Source organism: Mesorhizobium sp. EU05-FHT14A09 (assembly GCF_058790995.1).
The window spans coordinates 204,978-226,736 of the sequence record NZ_JBYTDF010000006.1 but is presented as its reverse complement, the minus strand read 5'-3'; the positions used below and the strand labels follow the sequence as shown (position 1 = coordinate 226,736).

Sequence of the window (21,759 nt, the reverse complement as noted above, 5' to 3'; positions counted from 1 at the left end):
GAGCGAAGGGCTCAGCGCAGCCTTTTGCCGTTGTGGTCGAAAATCAAAGCATTGTCCGGCTTGAACGACATCCGCACCGAAGAACCCGGTCCCCGGTCGTGATAGCCGCGCCGTTCGACCAGGAGCTTTTCGCCGCTCGACAGCCGGCCGTGCCAGATCGAATTGCCGCCCAGGTTCTCGATCAGGTCGATCTCCATCGCAAGCGAAACACCGCCGTCGCCACCGATCTCGAAATGCTCCGGCCGCAGCCCTATCGTGACCTCGTGGCCGGCCGCCGGCCCAGATGACAACGCCGGTGCGAATGCCGTTTCCGCCAACCCGATCGTGCCATCCGAGCCCATGACGCCCTTGAAGAAATTCATCTTCGGAGAGCCGATGAAGCCGGCGACGAAAGCGTTGTCGGGATCGCGGTAGAGATCGATCGGACGGCCCTGCTGCTCGATGACGCCGCCACGCAGCACGACGATCCGGTCGGCCATGGTCATCGCCTCGACCTGGTCATGCGTGACGTAGATCATGGTGGCGCCAAGCTGCCGGTGCAATTTGGTGATTTCGACACGCATCTGCACCCTGAGCTCCGCGTCGAGATTGGACAGCGGCTCGTCGAACAGAAAGGCCTTAGGGTGCCGCACGATGGCACGGCCGATGGCAACGCGCTGCCGCTGCCCGCCGGAAAGCTGCGCAGGCCTGCGTTTCAGCAGCGGTTGCAGTTGCAGCGCCGCCGCGGCCTCGGCGACCCGTCTTTCAACCTCGGCTTTCGCCATGCCGCTCATGCTGAGGCCGAAGCCCATATTCCGCTCGACAGTCATGTGCGGGTAAAGCGCGTAGGACTGGAAGACCATGGCAAGCTCGCGATCACCGGGCTCTATCGCGTTGACCCGCTTGCCGTCGATCAGCACATCGCCGGAAGTGACGTCCTCCAGCCCAGCGATCATGCGCAGCAAGGTCGACTTGCCACAGCCGGACGGGCCGACGAAGACACAGAACTCGCCCGCCGCGATGGCGAGATCGACACCGTTGATGACGTCGACCACGCCAAAGGACTTCCTGACCGCTTTCAGCTCGATGGCGCTCAAATCATGGCTCCCTGCTTGATGCACCCTAGAGCGCCGCGTGTCCGTTCGGATGCGCAAAGGACGCTCTTGGCACTTAGAAGCTGCGTCATTCACCCGGCCTTGCGCTGCGGCGCCGGCCCATTGACCAGCCATTCGAGATCCGCCGCCGACAGCGTGATGTCGAGCGCCTGCAGGCTGTCGTCCAGCTCGCCCAGAGTTCTCGGCCCGATCAGTGGAACCGACGGGAAAGGCTGCGCGAGCACATAGGCCAGCGCGACATGGATCGGGCTCCTGCCGAGGCGGCCGGCCAGTTCGATTGCCCTGTCGCGGCGGGCGAAATTGTCCTCGGAATACCAGACCCGTACCAGTTCCTCGCTGTCCAGCTTGTCGCGGCCGGCGCGCTCGGTGAAGAAGCCGCGCCCCTGGCTCGACCAGGCGAAATTCGGCATCTGCCGCTCGATCAGCCAGTGCCTCCAGCCAGCGTCGGAGGCGGCGACGCAGCCATCCCAGATCGGCACCAGCATTTCGGCCAGCGAGAAATTGTTCGACAGCGCACCCGGCGCCTGCCTGCCGTTCCTTTCGGCATAGTCGATTGCGGCCGCCATGCGCTCGCGCGTCCAGTTGGAACCGCCGAACGGCCCACGGATGCGGCCCGCCCGCACCTCGGCATCCATAGCATCGACGAATTCGCCGACCGGCACGTCCGGGTTGTCGCGGTGCATGAAATAGACGTCGACATGATCGGTCTGCAGCCGGTCGAGCGATAACGCGAGTTGCCTGCCGATCGCGTCGGGCGTGCAGAACGGCGTGTGGGCGCCCTTGCCGATGACGACCGATTCCTCTCGCGTGCCACGGCTGCGTTGCCAGTCGCCGAACAGTTTTTCGGTATAGCCGCCGCCATAGATGAAGGCGGTGTCGAAGAGGTTGCCGCCAGCCTCGAAGAAAGCATCGAGCAGGATCGCCCCGGAAGAGAAGGTACGGAAATCCTCGAAGCCCAATGCCAGCACCGAAGCCGGCTTGGCGACGCCCGGGATCTGGCGCTTCGGGATGCGCGTGCCGTTCCGCGCAAGCTTGCGGCCGGAAATCGTATGCGGACGACCATCCGCCTTCTCGATGCCATATTCGAGGCCGATCGCGGCACGCCATCTGTCCATCACGCGCAGATTGCCCAGGCTGTCCGCCCAATCCATGCCAGGCCAGGCGAATTCCTGCCTTCCGGCCAGGATCGCGTCGCCGGCCGCATCGACTTCGAAAGAATAGAGCCAGCCCTCTTCGCGGACCTCGACTGTCTGCCGCCCGTCGGCGGTAACCACATCGATGTGGCCGGTGCCGCCCTGCTTGCCGGAGGCGAACCAGAAATCGGTGACTTCGATGTGCCCTTTCGTGCCGAAGATGCGCAGCACATTGTCCTGGGCGAGCAGGATGGAACAGGAGACCTCGGCGACGATGCCGTTGCCAAATTTGAGCAGCGCCGAAGCCCATTCATCGACGCCGGTGACGCCGAGATGGCCGGCACCGGTGCCGCTTTCGGGATCGAGGAACGGCTTGCCAGCGGAAGCACCGGCAATCAGGCGGGCCATGGAGACCGGATAGCCGCCGACATCGAGGATGCCGCCGCCGGCAAGGTCGCTGTCGAAAAGGCGATGTTCGGGCATGACGGACGGCATCGCATAGCCGAAGCTGGAACGGATCAGCCGCACCTCGCCGATGGCGCCCGTCCCGATCAGCTCGACCAGTTTCAACGTCTGCGGATGCAGGCGGTACATATAGGCCTCGCCGAGGAAGCGGCCAGCCTTGCGCGCGGCATGCATCATGGCATCCGCCTCGAAGGCGGTCAGTGCCATCGGCTTCTCAACCAGAACATGCTTGCCGGCTTCGAGCGCCTTGATCGCCCATTCGGCGTGGCCCGGGTGCGGCGTGGCGATGTAGACGGCATCGACGGCCGGATCATCGAGCAACGCATCGTAGCCTTGAAGAATGCGGGCGCCGGGAAACGCCTCGGCAAGTCCGGGCTTGCCGGGATCACGCGCGGCAATGGCAGCCAGCACGCCGTTGCGCGAATGCGCCAGCCCGCCGGCAAAAGCCCTGGCGATGTTGCCGGGCCCGACGATGCCCCAGCGGATCTTGTTCGGCGTGCTCATGATGGTCTCCTCGATTGGCAGCAGGCCGAAACGGTCACTTGACCGCACCGGCCGAGATTCCGGCGATGAAATGGCGTTGCAGGGCGACGAACAGCACGAGCATCGGCGCGGTCAGCACCACCGCACCGACCATGATGCCGCCCCAGGACACTTTGGTGAGGCCGATCAGACTGCCCAGCGCCACCGGCGCGGTCATCATGTCCGGCCGGCTGGTGACCAGCAGCGGCCACAGATAGTAGTTCCAGCTGTTCAGGAAGAGGATGATCGACAGCGCCGCGAGCGTCGGCCGCGTCATCGGCAGCGCGATGTGGAAGAAGGTGCGCCATTCGCTGATGCCTTCGACCCGCGCCGCGTCGAACACCTCTTCCGGCAGCATGGTGAAGGACTGGCGCATGAACAGCACGCCGAGCGAATTGAACAGCGGCGGCACGATCAGCGCGAACCAGCTGTTGGCCATGTTGAAGTCGCGCGCCACCATGATGAACTGCGGGATGACGACGACGAAATAGGGCAAGGTGATCGTGCCGAAAATGATGCCGACCACCGCCGTGCGGCCGACGAAGCGATAGCGGGCCAATGCCCAGCCGGCCATCGCGGTGAGCACCACCGACAGCAGCGTGTAGACCGACGCCACGACGATCGAGACGACCATGGCACGGATGAAATCCGTGTCGTGCTGCAGATTGGCGAAGTTGTCGGCGAAGGCCGTCGACGGCAGCAACTGGATGGTCGCGCCGAAGATGCCGTCGTCGGGCAGCGTGGCGAAGACGAGCATCGTCCACAGCGGGAACAGCCAGATCAAAGCCAGCGGCAGAAGCACGGCGTGAAGGGCGATGGCGCGCCGTGTCCGGGTGGTGAAAGACGGCATCAGCGGCGCTCCTTTCCAGCCCACATGTTGAGCAGCGAAAGCGCCATGGCGATTGCCGCGATGGTGTAGGCGATGCTCGAGGCATAACCGAAGTTGAACGACAGGAAGCCCTGCCGGTAGAGCAGCATGCCCAGTGTTTCGGTGGCGCCGCCGGGGCCACCGCGGTTGGTGATGAGGAACGGCTCGGTGAACAGCTGCATGGTGCCGATGATCGACAGCACGATGCAGAACAGGATGATCGGCCTGAGCAGCGGCACGGTGATGAACAGGAACTGCCGCGTCTTCGAAACCTTGTCGAGGGTGGCGGCCTCGTAGAGATCCTGCGGGATGGACTGCAGCCCGGCGAGGATCAGGATGGCGTTGTAGCCGGCCCAGCGCCAGGTGACGGCGATGATGATCAGCGCCATGGCCGCGGTCGGGTTCGACGTCCAGGAGATCGGTGCGATGCCGACAATCGCCAGCAGCTTGTTGATGATGCCGAACTCGTAGTTGAACATCAGCCGGAAGACGGCGGCATAAGCGACCTCGCCGACCACGACGGGTGCGAAGAAGGCGAAGCGGAACAATCCCCGCACCTTGAGCAGAGGCGAGTGCAGCAGCACGGCCAGCACGGTCGCCAGCGTGATCATGACCGGCACCTGCACGACGAGGATGATCAGCGTGTTCTTCAGCGCATTGGCAAAGGCGGGGTCGACCAGCAGCCGGCCCCAATTGGCCTGCGGCGCGAATGTCCATGGCAGGCGGCGCGTGTTGAGGAACGACATCCAGAACGAGCTGATGATCGGCCACACCCAGAAGGCGAGAAAGATCAGCAGGTAAGGCGTCAGGAAACCGTAGGCTGTGAGTGTGCGCGGCCGCATGCCAATTCCACCAGAGCAATTCCAGGAAAACTGCGCAGCGGTTCTCCGTCCGGAATTGCGTTAAAACAAATACTTAGAGCGTTTCTGCGTTTCCGTTAAAAAACGGAAACGCTCTAGACATGAGACACCGGCGACAGGCCGAAACCCGCCGCCGGCGTCCCTGGGGAGGTTACTGGGACAGGGGCAGACCTGTTGCCAGCTCGATCTGCTTGGCAGCGTCGTCGAGCGCTGTCTTTGCATCCGGATAGCCGCCTTCGATGTATTTCAGCTGCGTGGCGGTGAGGATCTTGTTGGCGTCGGTGAAATAGGTGGTGCCGCGGCTGGGCTTGACCTTGGGCAAGGTTGACAGCACGTCGACCCATATCTTCTGGTCACCCCAATAGGGCTGGCCCGATTGCACGAACGGATCGTCGAGCGCGGACAGAAGCGACGGCACCAGCCCGTAGGCTTTCAGCATGGCGACCTGCCCCTCGACCGTTCCCAGCGCGTAGCTGGTGAAGGCGTAGGCAGCTTCCTTGTTCTTCGAGGCCTCGGTGATCGCCAACGACGACCCGCCCAGATTGGCCGCATGCGGGCCGTCTGCCGTTGCGCTGGGCAGCGGATAGACGCCCCATTTGCCGGTCAGGTCCGGCGCATTGGAGCGGATCGTGCCCTCATACCAGCCGCCGAAGATATGCGTGGCGACCTTGCCGGCCTTGGTGGCCTGGATCTTCTCGTCCCAGTTGGCGGCGCTGACGAGGTTGTCCGCCTTCATCTTCTTCACGGTTTCCAGCGCGGTGACGCAGCCGGGCTGGTTGACCGTGATGGCGGAGCCGTCCGGTGAAAAATAACCGCAGCCCTGCTCGTTCGAGATCATGCGGAAGAACTCGTCGTCGCCGTTGAGGTCGGCCTCGGTCATGATGACACCGGGATTGGCCGCCATGACCTTCTTGCCGGCAGCGATGAAATCATCCCAGGTCTTGATGGAAGCCGGATCGACGCTTGCCTTCTCGTAGAAGTCACGACGGTAGAACACCGTGACCGGACCGGAATCCCATGGCATGGCGTAGACCTTGCCGTTCGCCTCCAGCTCGACGCGCTTGAATTCGGGAAACAGCTGCGCCGTGGCGTCGGTGTAGCCGAGTGTCTTCAGGTCGGCGAAACAATCGGGGAACTGGTTCCAGAAGATCTCGGCTTCCTGGTTTTCGACGGAGATGATGTCGGGCAGCCCGGCGCCGCCGGCGGCGCAGCCGGCGAGGGTCTTGTCGAACACCTGCTGGTTGCCAAGGTCCTGGACATTCACCTTCACATTGGGGTGCTGCTTGTTGAAGCCGGCGATCGTTTCCTTCAGCGACGAAGCGGCGACATTCCAGCTCCAGATCGTGATCTCGCCGGACTGGGCGAGCGCCGAACCCTGGCTGAGCGCAAGCGCCATTGCCGCGCACACGAGTGTGGTACGCATCCTGTTCCTCCCATTTCGATTGCTCTCTCCCGGAGCAGGCCGAGATTATCGGATGGAATATGCCGGTCTCCCGCAAACGGAACATGAATTTGCCGAATGGTAAGATCGTGGGGGCATTGTCCGGTCCGGCTGGGGGTATTGTCCGGTCCGGCTATCGTGGCCGCTGGTTCCTCCTCCCTCTTCAAGGGCAGACAATCGTCTATGGCGCGATGCCCCCCTCTCCGTCTCGGGCCTTGCCCGATTCACCTCTCCCCCGCCTTCGGCAGGGGCGAGGAACTGCAGCTCAAGCGGCGGCGCTTTTCCAGCTTGGGTTCCTCGCCCCCATGAAACGGGGGTGAGGTGGATCGGCTTCGGCGGCAAAGCCGCCGTTGCCGAGACGGAGAGGGGGAACTCATATGCTTACCCTCCCCTTCTGGGGCAGTATCGGGGGTATTGGCCGGCTAAGCTGCGCCGGCCGCGCTTCCATTTGCGCTTGCAAAGGACCACGCTACACTGGACACGGTTCTTCGCTTGCGGAAACAGGAGCTCTCGGCTTGGTGGACGGCAAGGGTGCAGGCGGTTCTTACTGGCGTACCGGCGCAAGCACGGTTGAAGCCTTCCCCATGCAATTGCAGATGTTCCACACCCACCCAGTTGTCATGGAGGGGCCGCACTGGCACGCCCAGGTCGAGGTGAACTTCATCGTGCAAGGCCAGGTCCATTATTTGATGGCCGACCGCGAAGTGGTGCTGACGAAGGGCGATCTCTGCCTGTTCTGGGGCGGCATCCCGCATCAGATGGATTGGCGCAGCGACGATACGATCTATGCGGGCGCGCATCTGCCGCTGGTGCATTTCTTCAGGCTGAACCTGCCCGCCGGCGTGCAACAGCATCTGATGGCGGGCCACGTGCTGATCCTGCGCGCGACGGACCCGGCCGACGGTTGCAATTTCGAGCGCTGGAACCTCTATGCCCGCTCCGGCGATGCTGCCAAGGCCGCGCATGCCGTGAACGAACTGCTGCTGCGCATCGAGCGCATGCGCTTCGAGCCCTATGAATTGTTGCCGGGCGTTGCCGCGGCAAACACGGTCGACGAGTTCGATCAGCGCGCTTTGCCGCTGGCGCTGCGGATCTGCTCCTACATCGCCGACAATTTCCGCGACGACATCAGCATCGCCGACATCGCCGCGGAATTCGCCATTCATCCGAAATATGCCATGAGCGTCTTCCGGCGCTCCACAGGCATGACGCTCAACGAATATCTGAACCTTCTGCGCCTCAGCTATGCGCAGGCGATGCTGATGCGGGAGGACGCCAACGTCCTGCACATCGCCATGGAAAGCGGGTTCGGCTCGCTGAGCGCCTTCAACAAATCCTTCCGCAGGCTGGCCGGCATGACGCCGTCCAGCTTCCGCCGCGCGGGATCGACCGTGTGACGGCGCCTGCAGGCGAGCGAGCCTCGGACCAGCACATCACATGTTGAACATGCGCTTCAATGACTGCGTGAAGGCCTCGTCATCCTGCTGGCGGCGCATGTCGATGAACATGTTGGTGTCCTTGCCGGTCGGATAACGCAAGCGGTCCTTGCCATCTGTCGCAGCCGTGAAGATCGCCTCGGCGACGTCCGATGTCTCCGCTGCCGGAAGGGTGGCAAAAGCCTCCACCGTGCCCTTCACCAGCGCCGCATATTCGGGCATGGATTCATCGGCGCTGAAGACCAGCGAGCGGCTGCCGAAATCAGACTTCGTCATGCCCGGCTCGACCAGCTTCACCCGCACGCCGATGGCGCCGAGCTCGTAGGCGAGCGCTTCCGACAGACCTTCCACCGCGAACTTGCTGCCGTGATAGAGCGAGCCCAGCGGGAACGCGACGCGCCCGCCCATCGAGCTGATGTTGACGATCGTGCCCTGACCGCGACGGCGCATATGCGCAAGCACCGCCTTGGTGACTGCCAACAGGCCGACGACATTGGTGTCGAACTGCTTGCGGATGGTTTCGAGCGATGTCGCCTCGAGCGGGCCATAGGCGCCGAAACCCGCGTTGTTGATCAGGACATCGATCGCGCCGAACGCGCTCATGCCCTGGGCGACGGCATCGCGAATGCTCGCTTCATCCGTCACATCGAGGCGCAGGACACGAACTTTGTCGAGCGTGCCGAGCTCGGTCTCGTTTTGCGGCGTCCGCATGGTGGCGATGACGTTCCAGCCACGCGCCTGGAACAGTTTGGCGGTTTCCCGGCCGATGCCGGTCGACGCGCCCGTGATGAAAACTGTCTGCGACATGCTCACTCCTTCGCCCACCGGCATGCGGCGGGCCCTTGCTTTGCGGCCCAGGGATAGAGCCGCCATGAGTGGCATGTAGCAATTCTGATTATGGAGATAATCTGCCGAAAACGGGAAGGGTCTTGAACTTGAAGTTCATAGTCGTAAGCTGCTGCACAGACCTGCCATCGATGATCCGGACTGGCTTGACCCGATGAATCGCGACCTGTTCGACGGACTGCCGCATTTCCTGGCCGTCGCCCGCCATGGCGGCTTCAGTGCCGCCGCCGAGGCGCTCGACATCAGCCCGACCGCGATGAGCAAGGCGATCCGGGCACTTGAGACACGCTACCAGACCAAGCTTTTCCAGCGCACGACCCGGCATGTGCGGCTGACCGATGCCGGCGCGGAACTGTTCCAGCGCCTCGACCGCGCGGCCAACGAGATCAGCGATGCGCTGGCCACCCTGAGTACGGCCCAGTCCGTGCCGGCAGGCACGCTGCGGCTCACCATCCCGCGAAGCGCCATGCGCCATCCGGTCCTGCCGATCATCGAGCGTTTTCAGGAGCTGTATCCGAGGGTGGTGCTCGACATATCGCTGAACGACGCGCTCGTCGATCTTGTCGCCGAAGGCTTCGACGCCGGCATCCGGCTGGGCGAGGCCATCGACAAGGACATGATCGCGGTACGGCTGACACCGGGGAACAGATGGGCCATCGCGGCGAGCCCAGACTATCTTGCCCGTTCGGGCACGCCGAAGCGGCTCGAGGACCTGTCGCAGCACAAGGCCATCCTGTTCCGGTTCCAGGCCTCGCGGACACTTCACATCTGGGAGTTCGAGCGCCGCGGGAGAACGATCCGCGTGAAGATGCCCCAGCAGGTGATCGTGGACGACCGGCTGGCGCTGGTCCGTCTTGTGAAGGCTGGGATCGGGCTTGGCTATGTCCAGGAGCCGGAGGTCCAGGAAGAGGTCGAACGCGGCGAGCTCAAATTGTTGTTCGCCGACCAGATCGGCAAGGATGACGGCATCTTCCTCTATTTCCCGACGGCGATGCAGAGCCAGCCCAAGCTGCGGGCCTTCATCGATGTGGTCCGAACGATACACGCCCGATAACGGCACCAGCTTCTTGTGGGCTTCGCCATCTCGAAATTGCCTAGCCCGGCATCCTGTGTCATCGCCACGGCACATTGTGCTCGCGCGAGTCTCTTGGTAGTTTTGACCAAAAGATAAAAAAGCCACCCAGGGGAACCAAGCAAAATGTCGACTTCCAGCTCCTTTACGCCGTCCCGCCGCACCATCCTGAAAGGCGTCGGTGCCGGCGCCGCACTTGCCATGACCGGCGGCTTCGCCGGCCGCGCCTTCGCTGCCGACCCGATCAAGGTCGCCGCCGTCTACACGGTGCCGGTGGAACAGCAGTGGGTGAGCCGCATCCACAAGGCGGCCAATGCCGCCAAGGAACGCGGCGACATCGACTATGTCTTCTCGGAAAACACCGCCAACACCGACTATGAGCGCGTGCTGCGCGAATATTGCGAGGCCGGCCACAAGCTGATCCTCGGCGAAGTCTTCGGCGTCGAGGACGCGGCGCGCGCGGTCGCCGCCGACTATCCGGATGTCGCCTTCCTCGCCGGCTCCAGCTTCAAGCCCGACGCGGCGAAGGCGCCGAACTTTGCGACCTTCGACAACTACATCCAGGACGCCTCGTACCTCAGCGGACTAATCGCCGGCGCGATGACCAAGTCGAAGAACATCGGCATGGTCGGCGGTTATCCGATCCCGGAAGTGAACCGGCTGATGAACGCCTTCATCGCCGGCGTGAAGGAAAGCGCACCCGACACCAAGTTCCAGATCGCCTTCATCGGCTCGTGGTTCGACCCGCCCAAGGCCAAGGAAACAGCCTTCGCGCAGATCGATGCCGGCGCAGACCTGCTCTACGCCGAACGTTTCGGCGTGTCGGACGCAGCCAAGGAACGCAAGGTGCTGGCGGTCGGCAACGTCATCGACACGCAGAAGGACTATCCCGACACCGTGGTCGCTTCGGCATTGTGGCATTTCGAACCGACGCTCGACCATGCGATCGCGCAGGTGAAGGCCGGCGCCTTCAAGGCCGAGGACTACGGCGTCTACTCCTTCATGAAGAATGGCGGCTGCTCGCTGGCGCCGCTCGGCTCGTTCGACGGCAAGGTGCCGGCCGAAGTGATGGCCAAGGTCGCCGAAAAGGAAAAGGCGATCAAGGACGGCAGCCTGTCGATCGAGATCGACGACAAGGAGCCGAAGTCGAGCTGATATGGGCCGCGATTAATGCAGCATCGATCTGGTGCGTCCTTCGAGGCTCGCCCGGCCAAGGTGAGAGCTTGCCCTACAGCGATCTGCGGGCTCGCACCTCAGGATGAGGACGGTTGTGCAACGGCGCCAAATGCCGAAGCGTTCCGGAACTCCGGCTTGAAGTTTCACAACCGTCCTCATCCTGAGGTGCGAGCCCGCACTGCGTTGGAAGGATGGCACAAGTTTAAACGGGCGAGCCTCGAAGGACGCACCGGATGACATCCTCTTCGACGGGCAACGCTCCGGCACTTCGCCTCTCGGGCATCACCAAGCGTTTCGGTGCGCTGACCGCGAATGACGGCATTTCGTTCGAACTCCGGCAGGGCGAAGTCATTGCCCTGCTCGGCGAGAACGGCGCCGGCAAGACGACGCTGATGAACATCCTGTTCGGCCACTATGTGGCCGACGAAGGCAGCGTCGAGGTGTTCGGCAAGCCGTTGCCGCCGGGAGATCCGAAGGCGGCGCTGGCTGCCGGCGTCGGCATGGTGCACCAGCATTTCACCCTGGCCGACAACATGAGCGTGATCGACAACATCGCGCTCGGCACGCAGCCGCTGTTCCGACTGAAACTGGATCGTTCGGCAGCGCGTGCCAAGATCGACCAACTGGCCAGGGATTTCGGCCTGGCCGTCAAGGCGGATGCGCTGGTGGCGGACCTGTCCGTGGGCGAACGCCAGCGTGTCGAGATCCTCAAGGCGCTCTACCGCGACGCGCGGGTGCTGATCCTCGACGAACCGACGGCGGTGCTGACGCCGACGGAGACCGAGGCGCTGTTCAAGACGCTGAAGCTGCTGGTGGCCAAGGGCCTGTCGGTGATCTTCATCTCGCACAAGCTGAACGAGGTGATGGCGGCCAGCGACCGCGTGCTGGTGCTGCGCGCCGGCAAGCTGTCGGGTGAGCGCCGCACCGCTGACACCAACCGTCACGAGCTGGCTGCCCTGATGGTCGGGCGCGAGGTGACACCGCCTGTCGTGGCCAAGGTCGAACGTGGTGCCCTGCTCTATGAGCTGAAGGGCGTCTCGACCGCGCGGCGCGCGCATGGCACCGCGCTGAACGAGATCGCGCTCGCGCTGCATGGCGGCGAGATCACCGGTGTCGCCGGCGTCTCCGGCAATGGCCAGGCAGCGCTCGCCGGGCTGCTCGCCGGCATGGAAGCACCGGTCTCGGGCACGGTGCAGGTCAATGGCGTCGCGGTGACGACATGGTCGCCACTGGCGGCATTGAATGCCGGTATCGCCCGCGTGCCGGAGGACCGGCACAGGCAGGGCGCTATCGCCGACATGAGCGTCAGCGAGAACGTCATCGCCGAGCGCTATCGCGACCGCCGCTTCAGCCGCGGCGGCCTTGTCGACTGGGCGGCCGCGCGCGCCTTCGCGCAGTCGATCATCGACGACTACGAGGTGAAGTGCCCCTCGCCCGAGGCACGCATCCGGCTGCTGTCCGGCGGCAACATGCAGAAGCTGATCCTCGGCCGTGCGCTCGATCCCAACCCGTCCGTCATCCTCGCCAACCAGCCCTCGCGCGGGCTCGATGTCGGCGCCGTCGCCTATGTGCATTCCAGGCTGCTTGAAGCGCGTGCGTGCGGTGCCGCGGTGCTGCTGATTTCCGAGGACCTGGAGGAGTTGCTGGCGCTGTCTGACCGCATCGTGGTGATCTCGGAAGGGCGGCTGTCGAAACCCTCGGCGCGCGGCGAACTCACCATCAGCCAGATCGGCGCCATGATGGCCGGGCACGAGGCGGCGTGATGGGTGGCGGCTGGCATTGGTTCGGTGCTGTTCCTCTCGTCGAGGCCGGGCAAATTCTCCTACGTTCCGGAATGGATCCCCGGCACGCTCCGGTCGCTTCGTTCCCTCACGCGGTCGAGGATGACGAGTGGCATGGGGCGCTCCGGCCAATCGCCAACGCCGAGATCGGCAGATGGCATATGACGGCCTCACCATTCTCCAACGAAAGCGCTAGCGGCGGCGTCGAGTTCGGCTCAAGCATTGTAGGTGGCGCCGACGTCAACAATTGGCGCCAGCAGAAAATGAAGTCCGTCATCCTCGACCTCGCGAGCAACCGCAGGGCGCGGCGAATGTCGGGGATCCATTCCGGAACGTCGAAGACCATGCACATGACTGGTCGTCCCCCACTCTCCCACGGACACCACCATGCGGCTTGAACCAAAACCGGCGCCGTCGCTGGCGATGTCGATCCTCTATCCGGCAGCGGCGATCGTCGTGACCTTCATCATAGCCGGCGTGCTGGTGATGCTCGCCGGCGCCAATCCGTTCTCGGTGTTCCGGCTGGTGCTGAAAGGTGCTGCCGGTTCCCAGTTTGCTATCCTTGAAACGCTGACGCGCGCCACGCCGCTGATCTTCACCGGCCTTGCCGTGGCCGTCGCCTTCCGCGCCAAGCTGTGGAACATCGGCGCGGAGGCGCAGCTCTATATGGGCGCCATCATCACCGTGGTGCTGGGCACCGGCGCGCTGCCGCTGCCGGCGATCATCCTGGTGCCGCTGGTGATGCTGGCATCCCTCATCGGCGGCGCTCTGCTGCTGGCCGGGCCGGCCTGGCTGAAACTGCGCTTCGGTGTCGACGAGGTGGTGACGACGCTGCTCATCAACTTCATCGTGCTTTTGTTCGTCTCGATGCTGCTGGAAGGCGTGCTGAAGGACCCGATGGCGCTCGGCTGGCCGCAGTCGCCGAAGATCATCGCCGAGGCGCAGCTGCCGCGCGTCATCACCGGCAAGCGCCTGCATTATGGTTTCGTCATCGCGGTCGCGCTGGCCGTCGGCCTGTGGTTCGTGATGAAGAAGACCGTGCTCGGCTACGAGATGCGCGCCGTCGGCCATAATGCGGAGGCCGCGCGCTTCCTCGGCATGCCGGTCAACGGCGTGCTGATGAAAACGGCGCTGCTGTCCGGCGGCATTGCCGCGCTTGGCGGCTTCTCCGAGGTCGCCGGGCTGAAGGGCAGCCTGACGCTCGATCTGTCGCCGGGCTTCGGCTACACCGGCATCGTCGTTGCCATGCTCGCCATGCTGAACCCGATCGGCGTGGTGTTTTCCGCGATCTTCGTTGCCGGCATCTTCGTCGGCGCGGCCGCCATGAGCCGCAGCGCCGGCGTTCCGAGCTACATTGCCGACGTGATGGTGGCGACCTCGCTGCTGACCATGGTGACGGCAATCATGCTGTCGCGATACCGGGTGAAGTGGAAATGATGGACGCCGTCGAAATCCTCTTCACCGCCAGCTTCTGGGTCGCTGCTATCCGCATCGCCTCGCCGCTGATCTTCGCCACGCTGGGCGAGCTGATCTGCGAGCGCGCCGGCGTGCTCAATCTCGGCATCGAAGGCATCATGACCGCCGGCGCCTTCGCCGGCTGGTTCACCGTCTATATGGGCGGCGACCTGTGGACCGGCGTGCTGGTCGCCGGACTTGTCGGCATGGCCTTCGGCCTGCTGCACTCACTGCTCACCGTGCCGCTCGGCCTGTCGCAGCATGTCGTCGGCATCGGCGTGACGCTGCTGGCAACCAGCCTGACCTATTATTTCTACCGGCTGGCGTTGCCGGAAGTGACCTCGCCGCCGAAGATCGAGCCGTTCCAGCCCTGGGCCATACCCGGCCTGTCGAAACTGCCGGTGATCGGCGAAGCTTTGTTCACACAGACATCGCTGACCTATCTCGCCTTCGTCTTGGTCATCGTCGTGGCCTGGGGGCTCTACCGCACGCCGCTTGGCCTTGCCGTGCGCGCGGTCGGCGAAAACCCGGGCGCGGTCGAAGCACAGGGCATCTCGGTGACCGCCGTGCGCATGGGCGCGGTGATGGCCGGCAGCGCGCTGATGGCAATCGGCGGCGCATTCCTGACCATGTCGGCCTTCAACTCATTCTTCTTCAACATGATCAACGGACGCGGCTGGGTCTGTATCGCGCTGGTGGTGTTCGGCTCCTGGCGACCGGGCAAGGCGCTGCTCGGCGCGATCCTGTTCGCCGCTTTCGACGCCTACCAGATCCGGTTGCAGCAGCTCTCCGGCGGCGTGGTGCCCTACCAGGTGTTCCTGATGCTGCCCTATGCGCTTTCGATCCTTGCCCTCATTGTGGTTGCAAGGCGGGCGACCTATCCAAAGGCCCTCATGGTGCCCTACCAGAAAGGCGAGCGATGAATTTCGACCTGATCGTCAAGACGGCAACGCTGGCCGACGGCCGTGTCGCGGATATCGCCATCAAGGGCGACAGGATCGCCGCCATCGAACCCAGGATCGAGGCCGAAGCCGGCCGCGTCATCAATGCTGCCGGCAATCTGGTGTCGGCGCCGTTCGTCGACCCGCATTTCCACATGGACGCCACGCTGTCCTACGGCATTCCGCGCATCAACGCCTCGGGCACGCTGCTGGAAGGCATCTCGTTGTGGGGCGAGCTGAAGCCATTGCTGACGCATGAGGCTGTGAAAGAACGCGCGCTTGCCTATTGCGACTGGGCGGTGTCGATGGGCCTGCTCGCCATCCGCACCCATGTCGACACCTGCGACGACCGCCTGCTGGCGGTCGAGGCGCTGCTCGAGGTGAAGAAGGAGGTCGCGCCCTATATCGACCTGCAGCTCGTCGCCTTTCCGCAGGACGGGCTCTACCGCTCGCCCAACGCCCGCGAAAACACCATCCGCGCGCTCGACCTCGGCGCCGACATCGTCGGCGGCATTCCGCATTTCGAACGCACCATGGAAGACGGCCGCCGCTCCCTGACGGAGCTCTGCGAGATCGCCGCCCAGCGCGGGCTGATGGTCGATATCCATTGTGACGAAACCGACGATCCGCTGTCGCGCCATATCGAGCAGCTGGCCTATGAGACGCAGCGGCTCGGCCTGCAGGGACGCGTCGCCGGCTCGCACCTGACCTCGATGCATTCGATGGACAATTATTACGTCTCCAAGCTGATCCCGCTGATCGCGGAAGCGCAGGTCTCGGCGATCCCCAATCCGCTGATCAACATCATGCTGCAGGGCCGCCACGACAGCTATCCGAAACGCCGCGGCATGACGCGCGTGCCGGAAATGCTGAAGGCCGGCATCCGTGTCGGCTGGGGTCAGGACTGTGTGCTCGACCCATGGTATTCGCTGGGCACCGCCGACATGCTGGACGTCGCCTTCATGGGCCTGCATGTGGCGCAGATGTCATCGCCTGCCGACATGGCGCGCTGTTTCGACATGGTCACCAATGTCAATGCCGCAATCATGGGGCTAGACCACCTCGGCATCGAAGTCGGCAAGACAGCGTCGATGGTGATGCTGGATGCCGGCAACCCGATCGAGGCACTCCGGCTGCGCGCCGAACGGCTGTGCGTGATCGCCAAGGGCAAGGTGGTGGCCGAGCGGCCGAAGCGCGACACGGCGCTGAACATCGCCGGGCGTCCTTCGAGCATCAACCGGCGGCACAAGGCATAACGCGGTTCTGGCCCACAGGAAGGGAATGCAGGCCACCTGCTGTGTCCTGTGCGCGTGTTGTATAAGCCTGCGTTGAAACCGCGACAGGTGCTGCATGAAGGTCCTTTCCCACAGCGTCGACGTGCTGGCCGTGACATCCGGAGGATGGCGCATCTGGTCACTCTCGGACGGCCATGTCGACATGGAAGCCAGCCTGTTGCGGGATATCGAGGACAATCCCTTCCCGCCAAGCGTGAAGGCAGGCGAGATGGTCCGCCTCTCCGTGAACTGCTTCGTCGTTGCGGCTCCGGACGGACAGAGCGTTCTCATCGATTGCGGCGCCGGCGGCAGCTGGGAGCCGACCATGGGCAAGCTCGAGAAGGTGATGACGGAAGCCGGGATCGACCCGGCCTCGATTGCCATCCTGGCAGCCACGCATGCGCATGAAGATCACGTGTCCGGGTTGCTGACACCCGATGGGCGCGCGCTTCTGCCGAAACTGCAGGCGATCGTGATTGGCGAAGATGCCGTCAAGGGCTTCTTCGGCAAGTCGCATCTCGCGGCGTTCCGGCCGCTGCTGAGGCCGGTTCGCGACGGTGACCGGCTGGAAAGCGGGCTGCAGGTGGTGGCACTGCCGGGCCATGCCCCCGGCCATGTCGGCTACGCCCTCAAGACCGGCGAAGACGACTTCCTGTTCTTCGGCGATGTCGTGCACGTGCCGGCCCTGCAGTTCGCCGACCCGACGGTCAGCTGGGGTTATGACGACGACCAGCCCACCGCGCGCGCGACGCGGCTGGAGACCCTGCGGCAGGCGGCAAGCCGGGGAACCTGGATCGCCGGCGCGCATCTCGGCAGGCCGGGGATCGGGCGGGTGGTTTCGCAGGACGGCTCGTATCGTTACGAACCGGCCGCCTGATCATCGAGCTCTTCTCAGCTTAGCGCAGCGAAACGCTTGCGATACTCGGCCGGCGTCACGCCGACGTGGCGGGCAAAGGCGCGGCGCAGCGTGTCGGCGTCGGCAAAACCGCAATGGGCGGCGACCTGTTTCGGCGCTTCATGGCCAATTTCCAGGAGTCGTCGTGCCGCGCTGACGCGCGCCTCCTCGACCCAGCTTGCCGGCGTGATACCGACCTCGCTGCGGAACAACCGGGAAAAATGCCGCGGGCTGATATCCAGGCGCGCGGCAAGATTGGCGACGCTGTGGTCGAGGGCCGGATTGACGGCGACCCAGCGCTGCAATTCCTGAAGTGCGGCACGGCCTGTCGGCACCGCTTCGCCCTTGCGGCTGAACTGCATCTGGCCGCCTGGCCGCTTGAAGAACATCACCAACTGGCTTGCCACGCGCATGGCAATATCACGGCCGAGATCCTCCTCGACCAAAGCGAGCGCCAGGTCGAGCCCCGACGTCACGCCGGCCGCCGTGCGTACCGGGCCATCGCTGACATGGATGGCATCTTCATCGACCGTCACTTCAGGGAAACGCCGCGCCAATTCTCCCGCCACCGCCCAATGGGTGGTGACGCGGCGGCCATTGAGCAGGTCGGCAGCCGCGAGAAAAAACGCGCCGCTGCACACCGAGCCGAAACGCCGTGTCCCGGGCGCCCGTTGCCGGAGCCATTCGACGACAGCCCCTTCCACGGGCATCTCGGCCGCATGCGGGCAGCCAGCCACCAGCAAGGTGTCGATCGCTTCGCCTGCATCCTCGGTTACGGCCATGTCCGGCAGCAGCCTTGCACCAGACGAACTGCGCAGCGGACCTGGTTGCTTCGCCGCGACGACGGACCGGTAAACCTCGCGCCCGGCCTGGACGTTCGCTTCGGCGAAGACGTCGAGCGGCCCAGACACGTCGAGGAGCTGCACACCTGGCAGGGCCAGCATCACGATGCTCATCGGCAAGGTCTTTGGTCTCGTCCGCATGCGTGTCCGCCTGAATCCGGTTTTGTCTTAATTCGACGCGTTACGACAATTGCAGACAGATATAGCTGAATCCTATGCTGGCGACCAGCAACAGATGCAGGAAAGAACCATGTCACCCATCGTCAAGGACGCCTCGATCCCCGACAGCAAGCTGGCACGTGCCATCACGGACTTCATCCGCGACACCGAAACCGACCTGCTCTTCAACCATTCGAGCCGGGTCTATCATTTCGGCGCCCTGGCGGGCGTCCATCGCGGCCTGACCTTCGACCGCGAGCTGCTCTATGCCGGCGCGATGTTCCACGACATCGGCCTGATGCCGAGCCACAGCAGCAGGCACGAACGTTTCGAGGTCGACGGAGCGCATGCCGCCCGCGACTTCCTGCGCAGCCACGGCATAACCGAAGAGGACGCCTACACGGTGTGGACGGCAATCGCGCTGCACACCACGCCGGGCGTTCCGCAACACATGCATCCCGTGGTGGCACTGGTGACGGCCGGCGTCGAGATGGACGTGCTCGGGCTGACCTACGACCAGTATTCGAACGCCGAGCGCGACGCGGTGGTCAGCGCATTTCCGCGCACGCCGCAGTTCAAGGAAGACATCATCCAGGCCTTCTATGACGGCATCAAGCACAAGCCGGACACAACCTTCGGCAACGTCAAGGCCGACGTCATCGCCGACAAGGAACCGCATTTCCACCGTGGCAATTTCTGCAGCGTCATCCGCTGCTCGCATTGGCACGGCTGACATCCCAGGACGTAATTCCAAGGAAAGGCGCGCGGCGACATTTCTCCAAAAGATCCCTGGAAACAAATAGTTAGGAAAACGAAACGCTCTGGGCTCGACGATCGAGCGTCACGCGCAAACCTTCACGGCTTGGCGCACTCTCCTTCGGGAGAGGCCGAGGTCCGCACAACGGCGTGCGGGCCTCGGCTGGCCTGGCGGCCTGAAGCGACCCGTCGGCGCGGGTCGCAGGCTTTGCTCTCTTTCGCTCAAGCCCCTGGAAGGCGCTTCGAGAAATCCAGATTGATCGGTCTCGACCTTTCCGGCCGCGATCCGACTGTCGGCATCACCTCGATGCCGACTTCGGTCAGTTCGAAATCCCGCGCCCAGGCGCTGCCGGTGCCGCGCAGGTAGAAGCCGAAATTGATGATCTCGGCGCCCGCCTCCACATCGAGCACGATGCGCCGCGTCGTCCAGCCATTCGTCCCGCGCAGGACGCCGTCGGTCGCCCGTGCTTCCATGTTGTCGAAATTGAGCACCTTGCCCTGAGCCCCATCCACCCGCAGCCAGAGCGTCACCGTGCCTTCGACACCTTCCGTCCTCAGGCTCGCCGAAAGCATGATGCGCCTGCCGGCATAACCATCGGCCAGGAAGGTCTGCATCAGCGTGCCGAAGCCGTTCCATCTGTTGGCGTCGTCAGCCAAATCATGCCGGCTGCGGATCAGTGCGGCCCCTTCGGCCTCGTCCACTCCCATCTCATAGTCGCCGCTGCGGGAGCCGCTCACGATCCAGCCTTCCGGCAGGCGCAGCAAGCTCCCATCCGGTTGCGGCTCGATCTTCGCCGCCAGAGTGTTCCAGTCGGCAAGGCCGAACTGATGAGCGACAAGTTCAAGGCAATCGCTGTGGGAGAGGTCGATCTTTCGTTCGCGTAACCCCTGTCGCAGGGTCTTCGCCATAGCCTTCGCATCGCGGAATGTGCGCATGTCCAATCCTCTGTAGGGACGAACGTGTGGCCAGTGCTCGCATTGCTGACAGGTCCGTCCACAAGGGTCAGACGATCCATGGAAAGCGTGCATTCACCAGACCCGAAGGCGCGAGCGGCAGGCTGCACAAGCCTTGCCACAAGCTACCGCCGGGACGGTGATTCCGCAAGCGCGTCAGGCAGTTGCGAACTGAAATGGCGGCAGATGCACCGCGTCGATTACCGCTCTCAGCTTTAAAATGCTTCACCAAAAGCGGGACTAATCTCTTGGGTTCAAGTCATCGAAGATAAAGCTGCGTATTTCGTTCAAGCAGGGGAGGAGACCAGTTTGACCGCAACGTTATCGCAAGTGCAGGTGCAGGAGCGGCCGGAGGACGAACATCTCGGCCTGTTCGCCAATCTCGCCTATGGCTTTCAACATGTGCTGACCATGTATGGCGGCATCGTCGCCGTGCCGCTGATCGTCGGCCAGGCGGCCGGCCTTTCACCCGGCGAGATCGGCCTGCTGATCACCGCCTCGCTTTTCGCCGGCGGGCTGGCGACGATCCTGCAAACCCTCGGCGTCCCTTTCTTCGGCTGCCAGTTGCCGCTGGTGCAGGGCGTATCCTTCGCCGGCGTCGCCACCATGACGGCGATCGTGACCGGCGGCGGCGGCCTGCCGCAGGTCTTCGGCGCGGTGATGGTGGCTTCCTTGATCGGCCTTCTGATCACGCCGGTGTTTTCACGGATCACCAAATTTTTCCCACCGCTGGTGACCGGCATCGTCATCACCACGATCGGGCTCACCTTGATGCCGGTGGCGGCACGATGGGCGATGGGCGGCAACAGCGCTTCGCCGGAATTCGGCAGCACCGCCAATATCGGGCTGGCGGCGTTGACGCTGCTGATCGTTCTGCTGCTCAGCAAGCTGGGCAGTGCCACGATCTCCAGGCTTTCGATCCTTTTGTCGATGATCATCGGCACGGCCGCGGCGGTCGCGCTCGGCATGGCCGACTTCTCGAAGGTGATGGACGGGCCGGTCTTCGCGCTGCCGTCGATCTTCCATTTCGGCCTGCCGGTGTTCGGCGTGGCGGCAACGATCTCGATGCTGATCGTCATCATCGTGACGCTGGTCGAGACCTCGGCCGACGTGCTGGCGGTGGGCGAGATCATCGGCACCAAAGTCGATTCCCGCCGCCTCGGCGACGGCCTGCGCGCCGACATGCTGTCGAGCTCGCTGGCGCCGCTGTTCGGTTCCTTCACGCAAAGCGCCTTTGCCCAGAATGTCGGGCTCGTCGCCGTCACCGGCGTGAAGAGCCGTTATGTGGTGGCCAGCGCCGGCATGATCCTGATCACGCTCGGCCTCCTGCCGATCATGGGCCGGATCATCGCGGCGGTGCCGCCTTCGGTGCTCGGCGGCGCCGGCGTGGTGCTGTTCGGCACGGTGGCGGCAAGCGGCATCCGCACGCTCTCCAAGGTGGAATACACCAACAACATGAACCTGATCATCGTCGCCACCTCGCTCGGCTTCGGCATGATCCCGATCGCGGCACCGCAGTTCTACGAGCATTTCCCGGCCTGGTTCGCCACCATCTTCCACTCCGGCATCAGTTCGGCGGCGGTGATGGCGATCGCGATGAACCTGTTGTTCAACCATTTCCGCACCGGCAATTCCGACCAGCAGTCGGTGTTCGTCGCCGGCATGGAGCGCACCTTGCGCTACCAGGACATCGCCTGCCTGCATGAGGGTGACTATTTCCTCGACGGCAAGCTCTACGATTCCACCGGCAAGCCGGTGCCGATCAAACACGAGCATTGAAGCGGCAAAC

Annotated in this window: 18 protein-coding genes; 10 read left to right on the top strand and 8 right to left on the bottom strand. The window is 63.9% G+C overall.

The window, feature by feature from the left end:
- Nucleotides 1–11: 11 nt before the first annotated feature.
- From AC3WTO_RS21550 to AC3WTO_RS21530, 5 genes are all read right to left on the bottom strand, one after another.
- The gene (locus AC3WTO_RS21550; protein WP_492462955.1) at nt 12–1,076 is read right to left on the bottom strand and encodes an ABC transporter ATP-binding protein; all 1,065 of its coding nucleotides are present in this window, start codon (nt 1,074–1,076) and stop codon (nt 12–14) included.
- Nucleotides 1,077–1,165: 89 nt separating this feature from the next.
- Nucleotides 1,166–3,196 carry an aldo/keto reductase gene (locus AC3WTO_RS21545; protein ID WP_492462954.1) on the bottom strand — a complete coding sequence of 677 codons (2,031 nt, stop codon included), beginning with the start codon at nt 3,194–3,196 and terminating at the stop codon, nt 1,166–1,168.
- Between the two features lie 34 nt (nt 3,197–3,230).
- Nucleotides 3,231–4,064: a carbohydrate ABC transporter permease gene (locus tag AC3WTO_RS21540; RefSeq protein ID WP_492462953.1), complete on the bottom strand. Its 834-nt coding sequence runs from the start codon at nt 4,062–4,064 to the stop codon at nt 3,231–3,233.
- Nucleotides 4,064–4,924, bottom strand: coding sequence for a carbohydrate ABC transporter permease (locus AC3WTO_RS21535; RefSeq protein ID WP_492462952.1), 861 nt, complete (start codon nt 4,922–4,924; stop codon nt 4,064–4,066). Before AC3WTO_RS21535 ends, AC3WTO_RS21540 begins: the two co-directional genes overlap by 1 nt.
- A 169-nt stretch (nt 4,925–5,093) precedes the next feature.
- The gene (locus tag AC3WTO_RS21530; RefSeq protein ID WP_492462951.1) at nt 5,094–6,365 is read right to left on the bottom strand and encodes an extracellular solute-binding protein; all 1,272 of its coding nucleotides are present in this window, start codon (nt 6,363–6,365) and stop codon (nt 5,094–5,096) included.
- Between the two features lie 602 nt (nt 6,366–6,967).
- Here AC3WTO_RS21530 and AC3WTO_RS21525 point away from each other — a divergent pair.
- A complete protein-coding gene (locus AC3WTO_RS21525) occupies nt 6,968–7,780 on the top strand; it encodes a helix-turn-helix domain-containing protein (RefSeq protein ID WP_492463014.1) in 813 nt (270 codons plus the stop codon).
- Nucleotides 7,781–7,816: 36 nt separating this feature from the next.
- Here AC3WTO_RS21525 and AC3WTO_RS21520 read toward each other — a convergent pair whose 3' ends face one another.
- The gene (locus tag AC3WTO_RS21520) at nt 7,817–8,626 is read right to left on the bottom strand and encodes an SDR family oxidoreductase (protein ID WP_492462950.1); all 810 of its coding nucleotides are present in this window, start codon (nt 8,624–8,626) and stop codon (nt 7,817–7,819) included.
- Nucleotides 8,627–8,819: 193 nt separating this feature from the next.
- Here AC3WTO_RS21520 and AC3WTO_RS21515 point away from each other — a divergent pair, with 193 nt between their 5' ends.
- The 7 genes from AC3WTO_RS21515 (at nt 8,820) to AC3WTO_RS21485 (ending at nt 17,241) form a co-directional block, all read left to right on the top strand.
- Nucleotides 8,820–9,719 (top strand): LysR family transcriptional regulator, encoded by a 900-nt coding sequence (locus tag AC3WTO_RS21515; RefSeq protein WP_492462949.1) that lies wholly within the window; start codon nt 8,820–8,822, stop codon nt 9,717–9,719.
- Between the two features lie 144 nt (nt 9,720–9,863).
- Nucleotides 9,864–10,892 (top strand): BMP family protein, encoded by a 1,029-nt coding sequence (locus tag AC3WTO_RS21510; RefSeq protein WP_492462948.1) that lies wholly within the window; start codon nt 9,864–9,866, stop codon nt 10,890–10,892.
- A 254-nt stretch (nt 10,893–11,146) separates the two neighbouring features.
- On the top strand, nt 11,147–12,676 hold the full coding sequence (locus AC3WTO_RS21505) for an ABC transporter ATP-binding protein (RefSeq protein WP_492462947.1): 1,530 nt from the start codon (nt 11,147–11,149) through the stop codon (nt 12,674–12,676).
- Between the two features lie 405 nt (nt 12,677–13,081).
- Nucleotides 13,082–14,131 carry an ABC transporter permease gene (locus AC3WTO_RS21500; protein WP_492462946.1) on the top strand — a complete coding sequence of 350 codons (1,050 nt, stop codon included), beginning with the start codon at nt 13,082–13,084 and terminating at the stop codon, nt 14,129–14,131.
- On the top strand, nt 14,131–15,072 hold the full coding sequence (locus tag AC3WTO_RS21495; RefSeq protein WP_492463013.1) for an ABC transporter permease: 942 nt from the start codon (nt 14,131–14,133) through the stop codon (nt 15,070–15,072). Before AC3WTO_RS21500 ends, AC3WTO_RS21495 begins: the two co-directional genes overlap by 1 nt.
- Complete coding sequence (locus tag AC3WTO_RS21490) at nt 15,069–16,346, top strand: amidohydrolase family protein (protein WP_492462945.1); 1,278 nt, start codon at nt 15,069–15,071, stop codon at nt 16,344–16,346. Before AC3WTO_RS21495 ends, AC3WTO_RS21490 begins: the two co-directional genes overlap by 4 nt.
- A gap of 94 nt (nt 16,347–16,440) precedes the next feature.
- Entirely contained in the window at nt 16,441–17,241 is an 801-nt protein-coding gene (locus AC3WTO_RS21485) for an MBL fold metallo-hydrolase (protein WP_492462944.1), read from the top strand.
- Between the two features lie 14 nt (nt 17,242–17,255).
- Here the strand turns inward: AC3WTO_RS21485 and AC3WTO_RS21480 are convergent, their stop codons facing one another.
- Nucleotides 17,256–18,242, bottom strand: coding sequence for a GlxA family transcriptional regulator (locus AC3WTO_RS21480; protein ID WP_492462943.1), 987 nt, complete (start codon nt 18,240–18,242; stop codon nt 17,256–17,258).
- A gap of 109 nt (nt 18,243–18,351) precedes the next feature.
- On the opposite strand from AC3WTO_RS21480, the gene AC3WTO_RS21475 reads away from it, so the two are divergent.
- Nucleotides 18,352–18,993 carry an HD domain-containing protein gene (locus AC3WTO_RS21475; RefSeq protein WP_492462942.1) on the top strand — a complete coding sequence of 214 codons (642 nt, stop codon included), beginning with the start codon at nt 18,352–18,354 and terminating at the stop codon, nt 18,991–18,993.
- Nucleotides 18,994–19,238: 245 nt separating this feature from the next.
- Here AC3WTO_RS21475 and AC3WTO_RS21470 read toward each other — a convergent pair whose 3' ends face one another.
- Nucleotides 19,239–19,952 (bottom strand): glyoxalase superfamily protein, encoded by a 714-nt coding sequence (locus AC3WTO_RS21470; RefSeq protein ID WP_492462941.1) that lies wholly within the window; start codon nt 19,950–19,952, stop codon nt 19,239–19,241.
- A gap of 327 nt (nt 19,953–20,279) precedes the next feature.
- Here AC3WTO_RS21470 and AC3WTO_RS21465 point away from each other — a divergent pair, with 327 nt between their 5' ends.
- Nucleotides 20,280–21,749, top strand: coding sequence for a nucleobase:cation symporter-2 family protein (locus AC3WTO_RS21465; RefSeq protein WP_492462940.1), 1,470 nt, complete (start codon nt 20,280–20,282; stop codon nt 21,747–21,749).
- The last annotated feature ends 10 nt before the right edge of the window (nt 21,750–21,759 follow it).